The organism is Eikenella sp. HMSC071B05 (assembly GCF_001811325.1).
GTDB classification, from domain to species: domain Bacteria; phylum Pseudomonadota; class Gammaproteobacteria; order Burkholderiales; family Neisseriaceae; genus Eikenella; species Eikenella corrodens.
On record NZ_KV804551.1, the window covers coordinates 801,713 to 817,914 of the forward strand.

Annotated in this window: 13 protein-coding genes and 1 pseudogene; 8 read left to right on the forward strand and 6 right to left on the reverse strand. The window is 56.5% G+C overall.

Annotation, left to right across the window (positions count from 1 at the left end; translation table 11 throughout):
• Window positions 1–80: 80 nt before the first annotated feature.
• Window positions 81–1,583, reverse strand: a complete 1,503-nt coding sequence (gene ubiB / locus HMPREF2796_RS10045; RefSeq protein WP_070633311.1) for a ubiquinone biosynthesis regulatory protein kinase UbiB — start codon at window positions 1,581–1,583, stop codon at window positions 81–83.
• 182 nt (window positions 1,584–1,765) lie between these two features.
• Window positions 1,766–2,329, reverse strand: coding sequence for a flavin reductase family protein (locus tag HMPREF2796_RS10050; protein ID WP_070633314.1), 564 nt, complete (start codon window positions 2,327–2,329; stop codon window positions 1,766–1,768).
• Window positions 2,330–2,506: 177 nt separating this feature from the next.
• On the opposite strand from HMPREF2796_RS10050, the pseudogene HMPREF2796_RS10055 reads away from it, so the two are divergent.
• Together HMPREF2796_RS10055 and HMPREF2796_RS10060 are read left to right on the forward strand one after the other, a co-directional pair.
• Window positions 2,507–2,794, forward strand: a pseudogene (locus HMPREF2796_RS10055) (DUF3579 domain-containing protein); the annotation flags it as partial.
• 183 nt (window positions 2,795–2,977) lie between these two features.
• Complete coding sequence (locus HMPREF2796_RS10060) at window positions 2,978–3,472, forward strand: hypothetical protein (protein ID WP_070633315.1); 495 nt, start codon at window positions 2,978–2,980, stop codon at window positions 3,470–3,472.
• A 206-nt stretch (window positions 3,473–3,678) separates the two neighbouring features.
• On the opposite strand, the gene pncB is transcribed toward HMPREF2796_RS10060, so the two are convergent.
• Window positions 3,679–4,890, reverse strand: coding sequence for a nicotinate phosphoribosyltransferase (pncB, locus tag HMPREF2796_RS10065; RefSeq protein WP_064083901.1), 1,212 nt, complete (start codon window positions 4,888–4,890; stop codon window positions 3,679–3,681).
• Window positions 4,891–5,186: 296 nt separating this feature from the next.
• Between pncB and HMPREF2796_RS10070 the strand changes: the two genes are divergently transcribed.
• The 6 genes from HMPREF2796_RS10070 to HMPREF2796_RS10095 all read left to right on the forward strand — a co-directional run bounded on the left by HMPREF2796_RS10070 (window position 5,187) and on the right by HMPREF2796_RS10095 (window position 14,079).
• The gene (locus HMPREF2796_RS10070; RefSeq protein WP_070633317.1) at window positions 5,187–6,194 is read left to right on the forward strand and encodes a L,D-transpeptidase; all 1,008 of its coding nucleotides are present in this window, start codon (window positions 5,187–5,189) and stop codon (window positions 6,192–6,194) included.
• 420 nt (window positions 6,195–6,614) lie between these two features.
• Window positions 6,615–8,072 carry a ribosome biogenesis GTPase Der gene (der, locus tag HMPREF2796_RS10075; protein WP_070633318.1) on the forward strand — a complete coding sequence of 486 codons (1,458 nt, stop codon included), beginning with the start codon at window positions 6,615–6,617 and terminating at the stop codon, window positions 8,070–8,072.
• A 54-nt stretch (window positions 8,073–8,126) separates the two neighbouring features.
• On the forward strand, window positions 8,127–9,233 hold the full coding sequence (gene mnmA / locus HMPREF2796_RS10080; RefSeq protein ID WP_070633320.1) for a tRNA 2-thiouridine(34) synthase MnmA: 1,107 nt from the start codon (window positions 8,127–8,129) through the stop codon (window positions 9,231–9,233).
• A gap of 116 nt (window positions 9,234–9,349) precedes the next feature.
• A complete protein-coding gene (locus HMPREF2796_RS10085) occupies window positions 9,350–11,014 on the forward strand; it encodes an AMP-binding protein (RefSeq protein WP_070633322.1) in 1,665 nt (554 codons plus the stop codon).
• A 285-nt stretch (window positions 11,015–11,299) separates the two neighbouring features.
• Window positions 11,300–13,132 (forward strand): heme anaerobic degradation radical SAM methyltransferase ChuW/HutW, encoded by a 1,833-nt coding sequence (hutW, locus tag HMPREF2796_RS10090; RefSeq protein ID WP_070633323.1) that lies wholly within the window; start codon window positions 11,300–11,302, stop codon window positions 13,130–13,132.
• Window positions 13,133–13,440: 308 nt separating this feature from the next.
• On the forward strand, window positions 13,441–14,079 hold the full coding sequence (locus HMPREF2796_RS10095; protein ID WP_070633325.1) for an NAD(P)-dependent oxidoreductase: 639 nt from the start codon (window positions 13,441–13,443) through the stop codon (window positions 14,077–14,079).
• 123 nt (window positions 14,080–14,202) lie between these two features.
• Here HMPREF2796_RS10095 and HMPREF2796_RS10100 read toward each other — a convergent pair whose 3' ends face one another.
• The 3 genes from HMPREF2796_RS10100 to dnaQ form a co-directional block, all read right to left on the reverse strand.
• The gene (locus tag HMPREF2796_RS10100; protein ID WP_070633327.1) at window positions 14,203–14,637 is read right to left on the reverse strand and encodes a hypothetical protein; all 435 of its coding nucleotides are present in this window, start codon (window positions 14,635–14,637) and stop codon (window positions 14,203–14,205) included.
• A gap of 83 nt (window positions 14,638–14,720) precedes the next feature.
• Window positions 14,721–15,428, reverse strand: coding sequence for a 2-C-methyl-D-erythritol 4-phosphate cytidylyltransferase (ispD, locus tag HMPREF2796_RS10105; RefSeq protein WP_070633329.1), 708 nt, complete (start codon window positions 15,426–15,428; stop codon window positions 14,721–14,723).
• A complete protein-coding gene (dnaQ, locus tag HMPREF2796_RS10110; protein WP_070633331.1) occupies window positions 15,425–16,147 on the reverse strand; it encodes a DNA polymerase III subunit epsilon in 723 nt (240 codons plus the stop codon). Before dnaQ ends, ispD begins: the two co-directional genes overlap by 4 nt.
• Window positions 16,148–16,202: the final 55 nt, after the last annotated feature.

Below are 16,202 nucleotides of genomic sequence, written 5' to 3' on the forward strand. Positions count from 1 at the left end.
AAGGCTACCTGAAACTTTTCAGGTAGCCTTTAACACGAGCATTTCTTGCTACGCCAAGACAACTTTCATCCTGCCGCCAGTTAATCCAACAGCGCCATCAGTAACAGCATCAGCGCAATCAGTGCGAGCCACATATTCTGCCGCTGCTGGGTGCGCACCAGGTGCAGGTAGGCATCGCGCATTTCCTGTTGGCGGGCTTCATCCACCAGCATATTCAGTTTGCGCGGCAGGGCGGGCAGGATTTCCGCCCAGTCGGGGGCTTCCTGCTTCAGATTGCGCCACAAGGCTTTCACACCCACCTGTTCGTTCATCCAGCTCACCAAAAACGGCTTGGCCGTTTCCCATAAATCCAGCTGCGGATCCAGCTGGCGGCCCAATCCTTCGATGTTGAGCAGGGTTTTTTGCAGCAACACCAGCTGTGGCTGGATTTGCACGTTAAAGCGGCGGCTGGTTTCAAACAGCCGCATCAGTACCAGGCCGAAGGAGATTTCGGCCAAAGGCTTGTTGAAAAACGGCTCGCATACGGCACGCACGGCGGCTTCCAATTCTTCCGGTCGCGTATCCGCCGGCACCCAGCCGCTTTCGATATGCGCCGTGGCCACACGGTGATAGTCGCGGTTGAAGAAGGCGAGGAAATTGATGGCGAGGTAGCGTTTGTCGTAGTCCGTGAGACTGCCCACAATACCGAAATCCAGCGCGATATAGCGGCCTTCGTCGTCCACCAAGATATTGCCCGGGTGCATATCAGCATGGAAAAAGCCGTGTTTGAACACTTGGGTGAAGAAGATTTCCACGCCGTAGCGCGCCAGCCGTTTCAAATCCACGCCGCGCCGCTGCAGCTCGGCCACTTCGGCAATCGGCGTGCCATCCATCCACTGCATGGTCATCACGCTTTCGCTGCAATAATCGTAATACACCTTCGGCACTCGCAGCATGGTGCTGCCGCTGAAATTGCGCCCGATTTGGCTGGCATTGGCCGCTTCGCGCAGCAAATCAAGCTCATCGTGCAGATATTTGTCGAACTCGGCCACCACTTCGCGCGGGCGCAGGCGTTTGCCGTCGGGCAGCAGCTTTTCGATCAGCCGCGCGGCGGTGCGCATCAGCGCCAAATCCTGCTCGATCACCGGCTCCAGATTCGGCCGCAACACTTTCACCGCCACCGCCTCGCCGCCAAACAACCGCGCGCGGTGCACCTGCGCCACCGAAGCCGCCGCTACCGGCTCGGCTTCAAACTCGGCATAGATTTCTTCCACCGGCCGCCCGAACGATGCTTCAATCTGCTGCCGCGCCAAATCCGCATCAAACGGCGGCACTTTATCTTGCAGGCGGCTCAATTCCAGCGCATAGGCCGCCGGCAGCAAATCCGGCCGGGTGGAAAGCACCTGCCCGAGCTTCACGAAAATCGGCCCCAGGCTCTCCAACGCCAGGCGCAGGCATACCGGCAGAGGCGTATCGCGCATTTTGCCTGAGCGCGGCAACAGTTTGACAAACCAAGGGGTTTTGCCACGCGCAGCCAAAAGATCGGCCAGCCCGAAGCGGTATACGGTTGTGAGGATGACGGCCAGGCGGCTCAGCCATTTCATAATAGAAGTCCGAAGGGGTGGAAAAGGAAGCGATTATAAAACAAAGCCTGCGGCAGGGGCAGCAGGCGGCGAATACGAAATGGGACAGACAATTTTTCAGGTAGCCTCAGTCAGGCCTAAAGGCTACCTGAAAGCGAAACTTCATCGAAGTTCAAACACAAACTGCAATAAAGTCGAAACGCCTACCCCACCTTCAAACCCTTGCCCGTGCGGTAAAACAGGCCGTTGCCCACATAATGCAGCGTTTTCAATTCGTCCGGCACGCTGTCGAACAGCCAGCGGCCATCGGCATACACTCGGTCGTCCGCCCACACGGCGGCCACTTCGCCGATAAACAAATCATAAGTTTGCTGGTTGTGCGGCTCGGGCAGCAGGCGGCAGATAAGGTAGGCGCCGCAACCTTGCACCAGCGGCACATCGAAGCCTGCTTGATAAAACAGTTCCACGCCGCAGTCAGCCAGCTTGGCCGGATTATTTTTGTGGCTCTGGCTGCCCACCGCCAGCACGGTTTCAGCCTGTGCAGCCAGCGGCACTTGCAGCGCAAACCAGCCGCTCTGCTCCAACAAGCCGCGCGTGAACGCGCCTTTATCCAGCACCACCGTTACACGCGCGGGGGCATAATCCAGCGCACACGCCCAGGCGGCAGACATCACGTTTTCCACGCCGCCGGCCTTGGCGGACACCATCACCACGGGGCCGTGGTTGATTAAACGGGTGGCTTGGGAAAGTTCGAGGGTTTGGAGCATGGTTTTCCTTAAAAATAAATGGGTTGGTTTAAATCATAAAGTGTTATTTTACAGAAATTTATATTTTTCAGGTAGCCTCAGGCCGCCCGAAAGCCGATGCCGGCCGCACAACAATGGTTTAACAAAACCATGCATCCAGCTATAATTCATTAACAATCTGTAGGAGAAGCATTAGAAATGTTCACCCCAAATCCGGACGAAATTGTGATTTACGGCGCCACCGCCGACGGCAAACCCTTCCGCCCCAGCGATTGGGCCGAGCGGCTGTGCGGCCTGCTCTCCTCTTTTGGCAAAGAACACCGCCTCTGCTACCACGAATGGGTGCGCCCGCTGCTCATCGGTAAAGTGCGCAGCGTAACCGTGGGCAAACGGCTGGAAACCATCAATCCGCCAATGTTCCAATTCTTAATGGATTTCGCCGCCACCAACGGCCTGCAAGTGCTGGATGAGGCCGGACTGAAGGAACTGCTGGGCGACGAAGTCAGCAACACCACGGCGTGAAGCAGCTTTGCTGCCGCTACACAAATCATCTTTAATCCAACTCTAGGATTGAATAAAAACAAATACAAAACAGCATGCTATATGTTTCAGGTAGCCTTCCACAGGCTACCTGAAAGCCAATCTACCCCATCGGTTTAGGATAAAACCATGCCCATCCCCACCATCAATATGCTCAACTTCTGCCGCAGCGGCGAATTCGGCGGCCTGAAACTGGGGCAAACCAAAGCCCACTTAGCTGCCTATTTCCCACCTCCCGACTCTGTCTATCCCGAAGAGCCGGGTGCCGAATGCGTGATTTGGCGTTACGGCTCGATTGATTTGATCTTCCGGGGGGATGAACTGACCAATATTTATGCAGACGGTTTCCCTTGGGGCAAGCTGGATGCAGGTAGCCACATCGCCATACAACCTTGGATTTTCAAGCACCCGAAAAAGCTGCGCCTTGCCTTCGTTATCAAAAAACTCAATTTCCACGGCATCGATTTCAGAAAGAAAACTTTTGCCCTCAACACGCGCTTGTTGCTGACAAGCGGCGTAGAGCTTTATTTTGAAAACCAGAACACCCCAAACAACTGTGATGCCAACAAGTTTGTGCTAACTGCCTTCAACTTGAGAGCCACACCAAAAGATTGGGCAAACTAGTTTTCAGGTAGCCTTTTAAGGATTGAACCCAAGGCTACCTGAAAACGCTTTTGAACAAAGCAAATAGCAGGTTTGTCTCCAACAAGAGAAACAGCAGATTAGTGGAGCCTCCACGGCCTGAGCCTCAACCCGACAATTTTTCAGGTAGCCTTCCCACAGCAGAAAGGCTACCTGAAAGCATAAAAGCATATCAACCAAGCTAAATCCTATTTAGGCGTTTCGTCCACTTGGAACACTTGGCGCAAGTAAGCGAGGAAAGTGTTGTTGTCGCTCATGGTTTTGCCGGGGCTGTCGGAGAGCTTGGCCACGGATTGGCCGTTGCATTCCACCAGCTTGAGCACGATGTTCAAAGGTTTGTGCCCCATGTCGTTGGTGAGGTTGGTGCCGATGCCGAAGCTGGTTTTGAAGCGGTCTTTGAAGTATTGGTGCAGCGCCCAGGCCTTTTCCAAATCGAGGCCGTCGGAGAAGGTGAGCATTTTGGTGCGGCTGTCGATTTTGAGTTTTTGGTAGTGGGCGTAGGCTTTTTCGCCCCACACATAGGGGTCGCCGCTGTCGTGGCGCAGGCCGTCGAAGAGTTTGGCGAAATAAAGGTCGAAATCGCGCAGGAAGGCATCCATGCCCACCACGTCGGTGAGCGCGATCCCGAGGTCGCCGCGGTATTCGCGCACCCAGCTTTCCAGCGCGGCTTTTTGGAAATCGCGCAGGCGCACGTCTAAGGCTTGGAAGGCCTGCATAAATTCGTGCGCCACGGTGCCGATGGGGATAAGGCCGAGTTTTTTGGCCAGATAAACGTTGCTGGTGCCGCGCAGGCAGCTGGGGGCGGCTTGATTCAGCGTGTGCACCACGTGTTCCTGCCAGGCAAGGTTGTAGCGGCGGCGGGTGCCGAAATCGGATACAAGGAAGGGCGGCTCGCCTATCTGTTGGGCGGCGGCATAGCTGCGCAGCAAATCGGCCTTGGCCTGCAGGCGGCGTTCGCCTTCAGCCAGCACCTCGGGGGTTTCGAGACGGCGGAAGTAGAGCTCGTTCACAATCGCCAACACGAAAATCTCGAAGAACATGGCTTGGATAATCGGCCCTTCCACGCGGATGCAGAGCCGGTTTTGCTCGTCCACGGTCACTTGGATGAAGCGGCGCTTGAGCTGGAACAGCTCCAAATAATCCACAAAATCGCTTTTAATAAAACGCAGGCTGCGCAGATAGTTGAGCTCTTCTGGGGTGAAGCGCAGGGTGCACAGGGCATCGAGCTCGGCTTCCAGCTCGCTGCGGATCTCCACCAGCGGATACACGCATTCGTCTAGGTTGCGGCAGCGGAATTCATACACGCCATGCGCCTGTGGGAACTGGTGCAATACCACTTGCAGCATGGTGAATTTATAGAGGTCGGTGTCCAACAGGGATTGGATGATATGGCGTTGCATGGCTGCTCCATAAGGTGGATAAACAGAAAAGCAGGGGAGGTAGTTTGGGCTTCGTCAGGCGCCGGGGCTTTCAGGCAGCCTGAATGGATGCTAAGTTTATGATTTTATTGAATTCAAACAAATCAAACCAAGCCGGCCGCGCGTACGGCAGGCGCCGCAATCGGAATAATGTGTGGCATTAAAACACGTTTTACCGCTTTCAGGTAGCCTGCCGCATCAGGCGGCGGCAGTTTCGGGTATCATGCCACCATTTATTGTCTTTACAACACACAAACCTATTTTCCCCAACGATTACCATGAAGAAACTCGCATTACTTTGCCTTCTGGCCGCCGCCGGTACTGCCGCCGCCAACAACACCCCGCTGCCCGATTTTTCACCCGTGGCCACAGGTCAGCACGTCGTTATCAATATCCCGCAGATGCGCCTTTTCCTGTATGAAAACGGCCAACTGAAAAACGTTTATCCCGTGGCCGTAGGTAAAAACCGTACCCGCACCCCGCTGGGCAACTACAACATCGGTTCCAAAGCCTACAACCCCACTTGGTCTATCCCCGCCAGCATCCGCCGCGAGCGTGCTGCCGCCGGTCTGCCTGAAATCAGCAGCATTCCGCCCGGCCCGAGCAACCCGCTGGGCCCGGTATTTGTGCGCTTGGGCCCGCCGCGTTTAGGCTTGGGTATCCACGGCACCAACGCCCCCGCCAGCGTGCCCGGCATCCGCAGCCACGGCTGTGTGCGCATGCACAGCAACAACGCGCTGCAATTCGCCCGCAGCGTGCATACCGGAGCCAATGCCGCCGTGATCTACCAACTGGCCAGTCTCAATGCCGATGCCAACAAACACCTCTGGCTCGCCGCCTATGCCGACCCCTACCAGCAGCGCAACCTGAACACCACCGCCCTGCGCCAAAGCATCGACGCCTGGTCGCAGGCCAACGGCCTCACCGCCAACCCCGCCCGCATCAACAGCGTTTTGCGCAGCCGTAACGGCCGCCTGGTGTGCATCACCTGCCAAAACGCCAACGCCCGCGTGCAAGGCAAATTGCAATCCGTGGCCTGGCAAAACGGCGCGGCCGAGCTGAGCCGCCCGCAAGCCGTGGATGCCTCCGAACCCCTGCAAACAGACGAAATCCTGCCTGAAGGCAGCGCCGTGGAAGCGCTCACCGACGGTGCCGGCAGCACTGAAACCCCGATTCCCGCCAGCACCCGCCCTGCCCCGCGCCGCCGCACTGAGCCGCGCGAGCGGCCCCTGCCCGCCACGCCCGTGCAGCCGCAGGATATTCCACTGTCGGACACCTTGCTGTAAGCCAAATAGAAACCTGCCGTTTTTAAAGAGCGGCAGGTTTCTGGTTTCAGGTAGCCTTCAGCTGCTAAGAAGGCTACCTGAAAACATTAGCCCCACCGTAAACTATAGTGAATTAAATTTAAACCAGTACAGCGTTGGCTCGCCTTGCCGTAACGTGTGTACTGTCTGCGGCTCGCCGCCTTGTCCTGATTTAAATTTAATCCACTATAAAACCACCACTTCCCAATCCATCCGGCCCATCTCCCCAAGCCAAACCATTCATAACCAGCTATAATCTCGCCTGCATACTTTAGGCAACCTCACTCCCAATCAAAGGCTACCTGAAAACCCGCTTCCAACGAAACCACACCAACCCTTCCGTGCCTCCGCGCACCTGCTCGCTGCCTGGCTCAGGCAGCCTGATACAGAAAGACCAACATCATGAAACCCACCATCGCCCTAGTCGGCCGCCCCAATGTGGGCAAATCCACCCTGTTCAACCGCCTCACGCGCACCAAAGACGCGCTGGTGCACGATCTGCCCGGCCTCACGCGCGACCGCCACTACGGCCACGGCAAAGTAGGCAGCAAGCCCTATCTCGTGGTAGATACCGGCGGCTTCGAGCCCGTGGTGGACAGCGGCATCCTGCACGAAATGGCCAAGCAAACCCTGCAGGCCGTGGATGAAGCCGATGCCGTGATTTTCTTGGTGGACGCACGCACCGGCCTCACGCCGCAAGACAAAATCATCGCCGACCGCCTGCGCCAATCGCCGCGCCCCGTGTATCTGGCTGTAAACAAAGGTGAGGGCGGCCGCCGCGACGTATTGGCCGCCGAATTCTATGAGCTGGCGCTCGGCGAACCGCACGTGATTTCCGGTGCACACGGTGACGGCGTGTACTACCTGATGGAAGAAGTGCTGGAAAACTTCCCCGAAGCCGAAGAAGAGCAGCCAGAAAACAAACATCCCGTGTTCGCCGTTATCGGCCGCCCGAACGTGGGCAAATCCACGCTGGTGAATGCCATTTTGGGCGAGGAGCGCGTGATTGCCTTCGATATGGCCGGTACCACCCGCGACAGCATCCACATCGACTTCGAACGCGACGGCAAACCCTTCACCATCATCGACACCGCCGGCGTGCGCCGCCGCGGCAAGGTGGAAGAAGCGGTAGAAAAATTCTCTGTCATCAAAGCCATGCAGGCCGTGGAAGCCTCCAATGTGGCCGTATTGGTGCTGGACGCGCAGCAAGACATTGCCGACCAAGACGCCACCATCGCCGGTTTCGCGCTGGAAGCCGGGCGCGCGCTGGTGGTGGCGGTAAACAAATGGGACGGCATTTCCGAAGAGCGGCGCAACACGATTAAAAAAGACATCGAGCGCAAGCTGCACTTCCTCGATTTCGCCAAATTCCACTTCATCTCCGCCCTGAAAGAGCGCGGCATCGACGGCCTGTTTGCCAGCATCCAATCGGCCTACGACGCGGCCTTCATTAAAATGCCCACGCCCAAAATCACCCGCGTGCTGCAATCGGCCATCGAACGCCAGCAGCCCGCCCGCGCCGGCTTGGTGCGCCCGAAAATGCGCTACGCCCACCAAGGCGGCATGAACCCGCCTGTGATCGTGATTCACGGCAATTCGCTGCAGCACGTGGCCGACAGCTACACCCGCTACCTCACGCAAACCTTCCGCAAAGCCTTCAACCTGCAAGGCACGCCGCTGCGCATCCAATACAATATTTCCGACAACCCCTACGAAGATACGGCGGAAAAAACCAAAAACAAACCCTTGCGCCGCACCACCTTGAGCAACCGCATCGCCAAACGCGATGAAAAAGCCCGCAGCAAAGCCAAAACCAAAAAACGCCAAGTGAGCGTGAAAAAACGGCAAGGCCAGTCTTAAAATTAAAAGGCTATCTGAAAATTTTCAGGTAGCCCCACCCCGAAACCAAACACTATGCCTACCTCGCAAAACATCATCGTCGGTCTGTCCGGCGGCGTCGATTCCTCCGTAACCGCCCACCTGCTCAAGCAGCAGGGGCACCAAGTGCGCGGCGTGTTCATGCAAAACTGGGAAGACGACGACAACGACGAATACTGCAGCATCAAGCAGGATTCTTTCGACGCCATCGCCGTGGCCGACATCATCGGCATCGACATCGACATCGTCAATTTCGCCGCCCAATACAAAGATAAAGTATTCGCCTACTTCCTACAGGAATACCAAGCCGGCCGCACCCCCAACCCCGACGTGCTGTGCAACGCCGAAATCAAATTCAAATGCTTTTTGGATTACGCCGTCGAGCAAGGCGCCGAAGCCATCGCCACCGGCCACTACGCCCGCAAAGAAGTGCGTGGCGGCAAACATTATCTGCTCAAAGGCCTGGATGCCAACAAAGACCAAAGCTACTTCCTCTACCGCCTCCAGCCCCATCAGCTCGAGCGCGCCCTCTTCCCGCTAGGCCACTTGGAAAAACCCGAAGTGCGCCGCATCGCCGCCGAAGCCGGCCTGCCCACCGCCGCCAAAAAAGACAGCACCGGCATCTGCTTCATCGGCGAACGCCCCTTCCGCGAATTTCTGCAAAAATACCTGCCCACCTGCGAAGGCGATATGGTGACGCCCGAAGGCAAAGTCGTGGGCAAGCACGTCGGCCTGATGTTCTACACCCTCGGCCAGCGCAAAGGCTTAGGCATCGGCGGCGCAGGCGAGCCGTGGTTTGTGGCCGGCAAAGATTTGGCCGCCAACCGCTTAATCGTGGTGCAAGGCCACCAACACCCGCTGTTATTTTCAGGTAGCCTCACCATGAGCCAATTAAGCTGGACGCTACCTGAACACCCCGGTGAAGCACACGGCAGCCGCCCACCCGAAGGCCGCTACACCTGCAAAACCCGCTACCGCATGGCCGATGCCCCCTGCCAGCTGTGCTATTTGGGCGATGATTCCGCCGAGCTGGTATTCGACACACCGCAATGGGCAGTTACCCCCGGCCAATCCGCCGTGTTGTATGATGGCGAAGTTTGCCTGGGCGGCGGCATTATCGACCAAGCCGGCGCAGGCGTTTAACTCCTTTAAACCAAACATAAAACCCAGCAACACAAACCTTAAAGGCTACCTGAAAGCACGGCGCAACAAATTGCTGCAAAGCTAAATTTTCAGGTAGCCCCTATCAGGAGACCAAATTGGAAAAAATCTGGCTGCAAAGTTATCAGGAAGGCGTACGCCCCGAAATCGACGTGCGCCGCTACAGCTCAATCTGCGAAGTATTCCACGAAACTGCCTATCTCTACGGCAAGCGCTCCGGCTTCACCAACTTCGGCAAGGTGCAAACCTATGCCCAAACCGCGCGCCTGGCCGAGCAGTTTGCCTCCTATCTGCAAAACGTGCTCAAGCTGGAAAAAGGCGCGCGCGTGGCCGTGATGCTGCCCAACCTGCTGCAATACCCCGTGGCCGTATTCGGCATTTTGCAGGCCGGCGGCATCGTGGTGAACGTAAACCCGCTCTATACCCCGCGCGAATTGCAACATCAGCTGAAAGACAGCGGCGCCACCACTATTCTGGTGTTGGAAAACTTTGCCCACACGCTGGCTGAAGTGGTGGCCGAAACCGATGTGAAACACATCATCCTCGCCTCGGTGGGCGATTTGCTCGGCTTCTTCAAAGGCGGCCTGATGAACCTGATTGTGCGCCATGTAAAAAAAATGGTGCCGCCCTATGAATTACCCCACTTCGTGCGCTTCAACCACGCGCTCAAACAAGGTGCAGCGCACACCTTCCATCCCGTGCCGGTTACGCTCGAAGACACCGCCTTCCTGCAATACACCGGCGGCACCACCGGCGTATCCAAAGGCGCCGTCCTCTCGCACGGCAATATCTGCGCCAATATGCTGCAGGCCGAAGAGTGGATTCAATCCAACCTCACTGTTGAGGGCGAATTGGTGGTAACCGCGCTGCCGATGTACCACGTGTTCGCACTCACGGTAAACCTGATGATCTTCACCCGCATCGGTGCGCAAAACCTGCTCATTACCAACCCGCGCGATATTAAATTCTTCATCAAAGAACTGAAAAAGTACCGCGTGAGCGTACTGCCCGCCGTCAATACCCTATTCAACGCCCTGCTCCACCACCCCGACTTCCAAAGCGTGGACTTCTCCAGCTGGAAACTGTGCCTGGGCGGCGGCATGGCGGTGCAGGAAAACGTGGCCAAACAATGGAAAGCGCTCACCGGCCAGCCGATTGTGGAAGTGTACGGCCTCACCGAAGCCAGCCCCGGCGTGTGCGCCAACCCGCTGAACATCAGCGACTATAACGGCACCATCGGCCTACCCATCTCCAATACCGCGATAGAAATCCGCGACAACGACGGCAACGAAGTGCCGCTGGGCGAAATCGGCGAATTGTGCATCCAAGGTCCGCAAATCATGCAGGGCTACTGGCAACACCCCGAAGAAACCGCCGCCGTGATGGACGAACGCGGCTTCCTCGCCACCGGCGATATGGTGAAAATGGACGAAAAAGGCTTCATCAAGCTGGTGGACCGCAAAAAAGACATGATTGTGGTGTCCGGCTTCAATGTGTATCCGAACGAAGTGGAAGACGTGGTGACGAAACACCCGATGGTGCTGGAAGCCGCCTGTATCGGCGTGCCCAGCAACAAAACCGGCGAAGCCCTGCGCCTGTTCGTGGTAAAAAAAGACCCGGCGCTCACCCGCGAAGAACTCATCGCCTTCTGCCGCACCCAGCTCACCGCTTATAAAGTGCCGAAAGACATCCAATTCCGCGAAGAGCTGCCCAAATCCAACGTGGGCAAAATCCTGCGCCGCGAGCTGCGGGAAGAAAAATAGCCGCTGGCAGCAAAACATGGGCAGACCGGTTGTACGCCGGCTGCCTATTTTTTTGCAAACTGGCATAAAGTGAAATTAAGCTTCGGCAATTCTGCCAGACATAGAAAAGGCTACCTGAAACCACCATCGTGGTTTTTCAGGTAGCCTTTATTCATAAAAAGCTTATAAAAATAAACTGCTAAAACAATGCCAAGCAAAATGCCCCTGCTCTGCTATTTCAGCAACACCCTTCTGTGTAGTAAAATTAATTCTTATTTTGTTTACCATCTAACCATAAGAAATCCTATGCCCACCACCGCCTCCCCGCCCGCCATCCAAACCATCCGCTGGCCGTCGAAAGAAGCAGCGCCGCAGGCCTTTCCCGAAAGGCAGGCGTTGATGCCGATTTGGGGCGGCGTGCCCGTGCCGATGCCGCAATGGCAGAAACTGTGGCAAAGCCAAATCGCCCATTCGCTCGATGAAGACGGCCTGGCCTACCTCCACATTCCCTTCTGCGCCAACCACTGCGTGTTCTGCGGCTTCTACCGCAACGCCTGGAAAGAAGAGCACGGCGGCGTGTATGTGGACAAAGTGATTGAAGAGCTGGCTGCCGAAGCCGAACAGCGCAGCGGCAACGGCAAAATCCAAGCCGTGTATTTCGGCGGCGGCACGCCCACCGCGCTGGACACGCCCGATTTGGTGCGCCTCATCCGCGCCTGCTACCAATACCTGCCGCTGGCCGACGACTGCGAATTCACCCTTGAAGGCCGCATTAGCCACTTCGGGCTCGACAAAGCCCGCGCCGCCGTCGAAGCCGGCGTGAACCGCATTTCCATCGGCATTCAAACCTTCAACACCGCCATTCGCCGCCGTCTCGGGCGTAAACACAGCGGCGAAGAAGCCTATGGCTATCTAAAAGAACTATGCGGCCTCGATGCCGTGATTGTGGCCGACCTGATTTTCGGCCTGCCCGGCCAAACCGACGACATCTGGGCACATGACATCGAACGCGCCGCAAGCCTGCCCCTGTCCGGCCTCGACACCTACGCCTTCAACTGCTACCCCTTCCTGCCCATCAACCGCATGATTGAAAAAGGCGCATTCCCGCCGCCGCTCGGCTTCGACGTGCAATCCCAACACTACGCCTACGCCGTGCGCGAACTCTCGCGGCTCGGCTGGCAACAAGTCAGCAACAACCATTTCGCCTACCCCGGCCGCGGCGAGCGCAACCGCTACAACACCCTCGTCAAATCCAATATGCCCTGCCTCGCCTTCGGTTCCGGCGCAGGCGGCAACTTCGGCGGCTTCAGCTACCAAGTGCAAAGCGACCTCAAAGGCTACCTGAACGCCCCGGCCGGCCAAAAAGCCCTCTCCTTCATGAGCAGCCACGGCCAACACAAAACCCTGCTCGGCCAAGTGCAGCACGACATCGAACTCGGCCGCATCGACACCACCCTGTTTGCCGGCAACGCCGAAGCGCAAACCCTGCTGCGCCAATGGCAGCAAGCCGATCTGCTCACCATTCACGAGGACGGCCAAGCCATCCTCAACACCAGCGGCCGTTATTGGTCGCCCACCCTCACCCGTAAACTGATGATGTCCCTCCCACCTGATGAAAAGGAAAACACGATGCAAAAACTCTCCAGCGAACAACAAACCGTATTGCGCAACTCACTGGCCGAAAACCCCGGCCAAATCCTAGAAATGCTTGCCGGGCAGCACCAATGCAGCTTTGAAGACGTGATCAACTGCCTGCCCGCCCAGCTCGTCAAAAAAACCGAAGGCAGCCGCTTTGTCGAAATCATGCAGGCCTTGGCCGGCTGGAACGAAGCCGTCACCTTCATCGCCCACACCCCCGACGTGATTGCCGAAGTGACCGGAAAAATCCCCAACGGCAAAGTCGGCCGCGGCTTCTACAACTTCGAACACGCCGAAGAAGGCGGCATCCACGGCCACATCTACTACGAAAACTGCGCCGCCATCTACCTGATCGAACGCCCCTTTATGGGCAAAGACACTGTGTCGCTCAACTTTGTGAACCGCAACGGCGGCGCCATGTTCAAAATCTTCGTCGGCCGCGACGAAGCCGGCGAACTCAAACAAAACCAAATCCAAGCCATGCGCGCCCTGTTCGCCTAAACCCACGCCAAGCATTTAAGGCTATAGTGGATTAAAATAAAAATGAGACAAGGCGGCGAGCCGCAAGGCGTACAAGTAGTACGTTAAGGCGAGCCAACGCCGTATCATTGCAATTTTAATCCACTATAAAACAAACACCGTCCGCGCAACAGCAGCCTAATCCCCTCTCCCGCGGGAGAGGGTTAGGGAGAGGGCAAAACCGCGCAACCGCAACCCCGTTTAAAACCGAACCCCGAAACACCGCTTAAAGGCTACCTGAAACCCCAAAAAGCAGCCTGCACCCATTCAACCCCCAACAGGAGCACCCCATGCTGATGATATTCGGCGCCAACGGCCCCAGTGGCCGCCAACTCATCCACCAATTAAGCCGTCTCGAACGCGAAACCGCCGTCGCCGCATTAAGGCTGCCGGAGCAACAAGCAGACGAATTTTTCGCCAACCAACACATCCGCACCACCGTTGCCGACGCACTTGACGCAGAAGCCGTCGCCCAAGCCGTGCAGCAATACCGGCCCGATACCGTCGTCAGCTTTGTCGGCGGCAAAAACGAACAAGGCATCCGCAGCGACGCCACCGGCAACCTCCACATCATCCGCGCCCTCGAACAGCACGCCCCAAAAGCCCGCCTCATCCTCGTCACCAGCATGGGCTGCGGCGAACAATACCCCCTGATGAGCGACATGTTCAAACAAGCCTTGGGCGAAGCCGTGGCCACCAAAACCGAAGCCGAAAACGCCCTGCGCCAAAGCCCCCTCGCCTGGACCATCCTGCGCCCCTGCGGCCTCGCCAACGGCGACGATACCGCCTACCAGCTGCACGAACAGCTCCCCGCCATCCCTCGCCAATACATGACCCGCACCGCCCTCGCCGCCGCCGTGCGCCAAATCATCGATGAAGACGGGCACGAGAGCAAAGCGTATTCGGTCACTTCCGGGGAAGCCGCCTAAACCATCCGGCCAAAACCAACGGGCAAACCGCTTCCAAACAGCAGTTTGCCCGCTCTTTCAGGCTACCTGAAAACCAGATGGCACTTTCAGGTAGCCTTTTATAAAACAGGTTCTCATACCAGCCTACTTTAATGGATTAACCTGGTTAGGGACACAATCAATCGGCTTATAAAAATAAAGAAAACCACCGGATAATTCCAATTTCTCTTTTCCAACAAATTGCAGTTTTCCGCTCTCAAAGCTACATTTATAGTACAATGTGCCATCACGTTCACCAGTAAACAAATACTGAGATACTAAATCGCCATATTTATTTAACTGAACCGTTTCTGTAAAAACAACATGATTATTTTTATAGAAAACTATTTTCTGAAAATCTACATTATGTACATATAAATCAGCATAATCCCATTTGAAATTTGTTATTTTATTAAGCTGGATATGCCCGTCATGAAGGCCTTGTAACTTTGTTTCATCTATTTCCTTATGGCCAAAAAGAAAATAAACAAATAAAAATAAAGTAGATATGCCGCATGCAAAGATTATTCTTTTAGTCATAATCATCTTCTTCTAGCGTACTTATTAAGCAGCAAGTTTGGCTTGATAAATTCGTTACTACTTAACAGGCTACCTGAATTTTTTCAGGTAGCCTCTTCCTGCAACAGCAGCCGTGCAATCCTCTCGTCTGCCGGCCAAGTCAATTTTAAATTGCGGCTGTCGCCCTGCACCAACAGGGGCTGCAAACCCAGCCGCTCAACGGCGGAGGCCTCGTCGGTAATTTCTGCCGGATTGGCATCAGCCAGCGCCCGTTGCAGCAATGCGGCGGGGAATAACTGCGGGGTTTGTGCCTGCCACAGGCCGCTGCGGCTCACGGTTTCGGCGATATGGCCGCTGCCGTTGTCGCGCTTGAGCGTATCGGCTACGGGCAAAGCCAGAATGCCGCCAACCGGATGCTGTCCCGCTTCGTCCAGCAGCCGCCACAGGGCTTCGGCAGGCAGGCAGCAGCGGGCGGCATCGTGCACCAGCACTTTGTCGTCCGGCCGCATCACGCCGTGTTTCAGCAGCGAACTCAGCCCGTTAAACACGCTTTCGGCACGGCTCTCGCCGCCGCAATACAGCGTTTGCAGTTTGGCGGCCAAGTTTTCAGGTAGCCTCACTTCCCGTTCAAACCACGCATCATCCCGCGCCAACACTACGGCTACCTGAACAATCTGCGGCTCGGCCAACAGGCGGCGCAGGGTGTGCTCCAGCACGGTGCGGCCGGCTATCCGCACGTATTGTTTGGGTAGGGAGGCGCCGAAGCGGCTGCCCACGCCTGCTGCGGGCACGAGGGCAAAATAGCGGCTCATGGCGTTTTCCGCCAGATGCTGCCGCCTTCGGCTTTTTTGTCTAATTCGTCCAGATAGGCTTCGTGAGCGGCGTTTTCCTCGGCGTTGGCGGCCAGCACTTTCAGTTGCGCCGGGCGTTCGGTAGGCACGATTACCACGGCGGGCGCATCGGCTTCGGCGCTTTCTTCTTCGGCAAACTGGTCGGCCAGGCTGAATTGCGAGCGGGTCATGCCCAGATAAACTTCACTCAGCAGTTCGCAGTCGATTAATGCGCCGTGGAATACGCGTTTGCTGCGATCGACTTCGAGGCGGGTACACAAGGCATCCAACGAGTTTTTCTGGCCGGGGTACAAGGCACGCGCCATCACCAGCGTATCTACCACATTAGCAGTCAGCTCCTCCACGCTCGGCAGGCCGGCCCGGCGGAATTCGGCGTTGAGAAAGCCCACGTCGAACGGGGCGTTGTGGATAACCAGCTCGGCACCGGCAATGAAATCGGCAATCTGCTGCCCGATTTCGGCAAACTTGGGCTTGCCTTCGAGCTGGTCTAACGTGATGCCGTGCACTTTGGCGGCTTCTTCGGGAATGTCGCGCTCGGGGTGGACGTATAAATGCAGATAGTTGCCGGTGAGGCGGCGGTCGATCATTTCCAGGCCGGCAAATTCGATGAGGCGGTCGTCGCGGTCGTAGTAGAAACCGGTAGTTTCTGTATCAAGAATGATTTGGCGCAAATGTTTCATCAGGGCAGAGCTTTATAATGTTGGCAAACGGTCGGCATCTTACCCCATAGCAGAT

Coding starts and splice junctions, on each gene's coding strand:
- hutW (WP_070633323.1), top strand. CDS start 11,300: ATGCCCACCACCGCCTCCCCGCCCGCCATCCAAACCATCCGCTGGCCG.
- HMPREF2796_RS10070 (WP_070633317.1), top strand. CDS start 5,187: ATGAAGAAACTCGCATTACTTTGCCTTCTGGCCGCCGCCGGTACTGCC.
- HMPREF2796_RS10100 (WP_070633327.1), bottom strand. CDS start 14,637: ATGACTAAAAGAATAATCTTTGCATGCGGCATATCTACTTTATTTTTA.
- ubiB (WP_070633311.1), bottom strand. CDS start 1,583: ATGAAATGGCTGAGCCGCCTGGCCGTCATCCTCACAACCGTATACCGC.
- dnaQ (WP_070633331.1), bottom strand. CDS start 16,147: ATGAAACATTTGCGCCAAATCATTCTTGATACAGAAACTACCGGTTTC.
- HMPREF2796_RS10060 (WP_070633315.1), top strand. CDS start 2,978: ATGCCCATCCCCACCATCAATATGCTCAACTTCTGCCGCAGCGGCGAA.
- der (WP_070633318.1), top strand. CDS start 6,615: ATGAAACCCACCATCGCCCTAGTCGGCCGCCCCAATGTGGGCAAATCC.
- HMPREF2796_RS10050 (WP_070633314.1), bottom strand. CDS start 2,329: ATGCTCCAAACCCTCGAACTTTCCCAAGCCACCCGTTTAATCAACCAC.
- mnmA (WP_070633320.1), top strand. CDS start 8,127: ATGCCTACCTCGCAAAACATCATCGTCGGTCTGTCCGGCGGCGTCGAT.
- ispD (WP_070633329.1), bottom strand. CDS start 15,428: ATGAGCCGCTATTTTGCCCTCGTGCCCGCAGCAGGCGTGGGCAGCCGC.
- HMPREF2796_RS10095 (WP_070633325.1), top strand. CDS start 13,441: ATGCTGATGATATTCGGCGCCAACGGCCCCAGTGGCCGCCAACTCATC.
- pncB (WP_064083901.1), bottom strand. CDS start 4,890: ATGCAACGCCATATCATCCAATCCCTGTTGGACACCGACCTCTATAAA.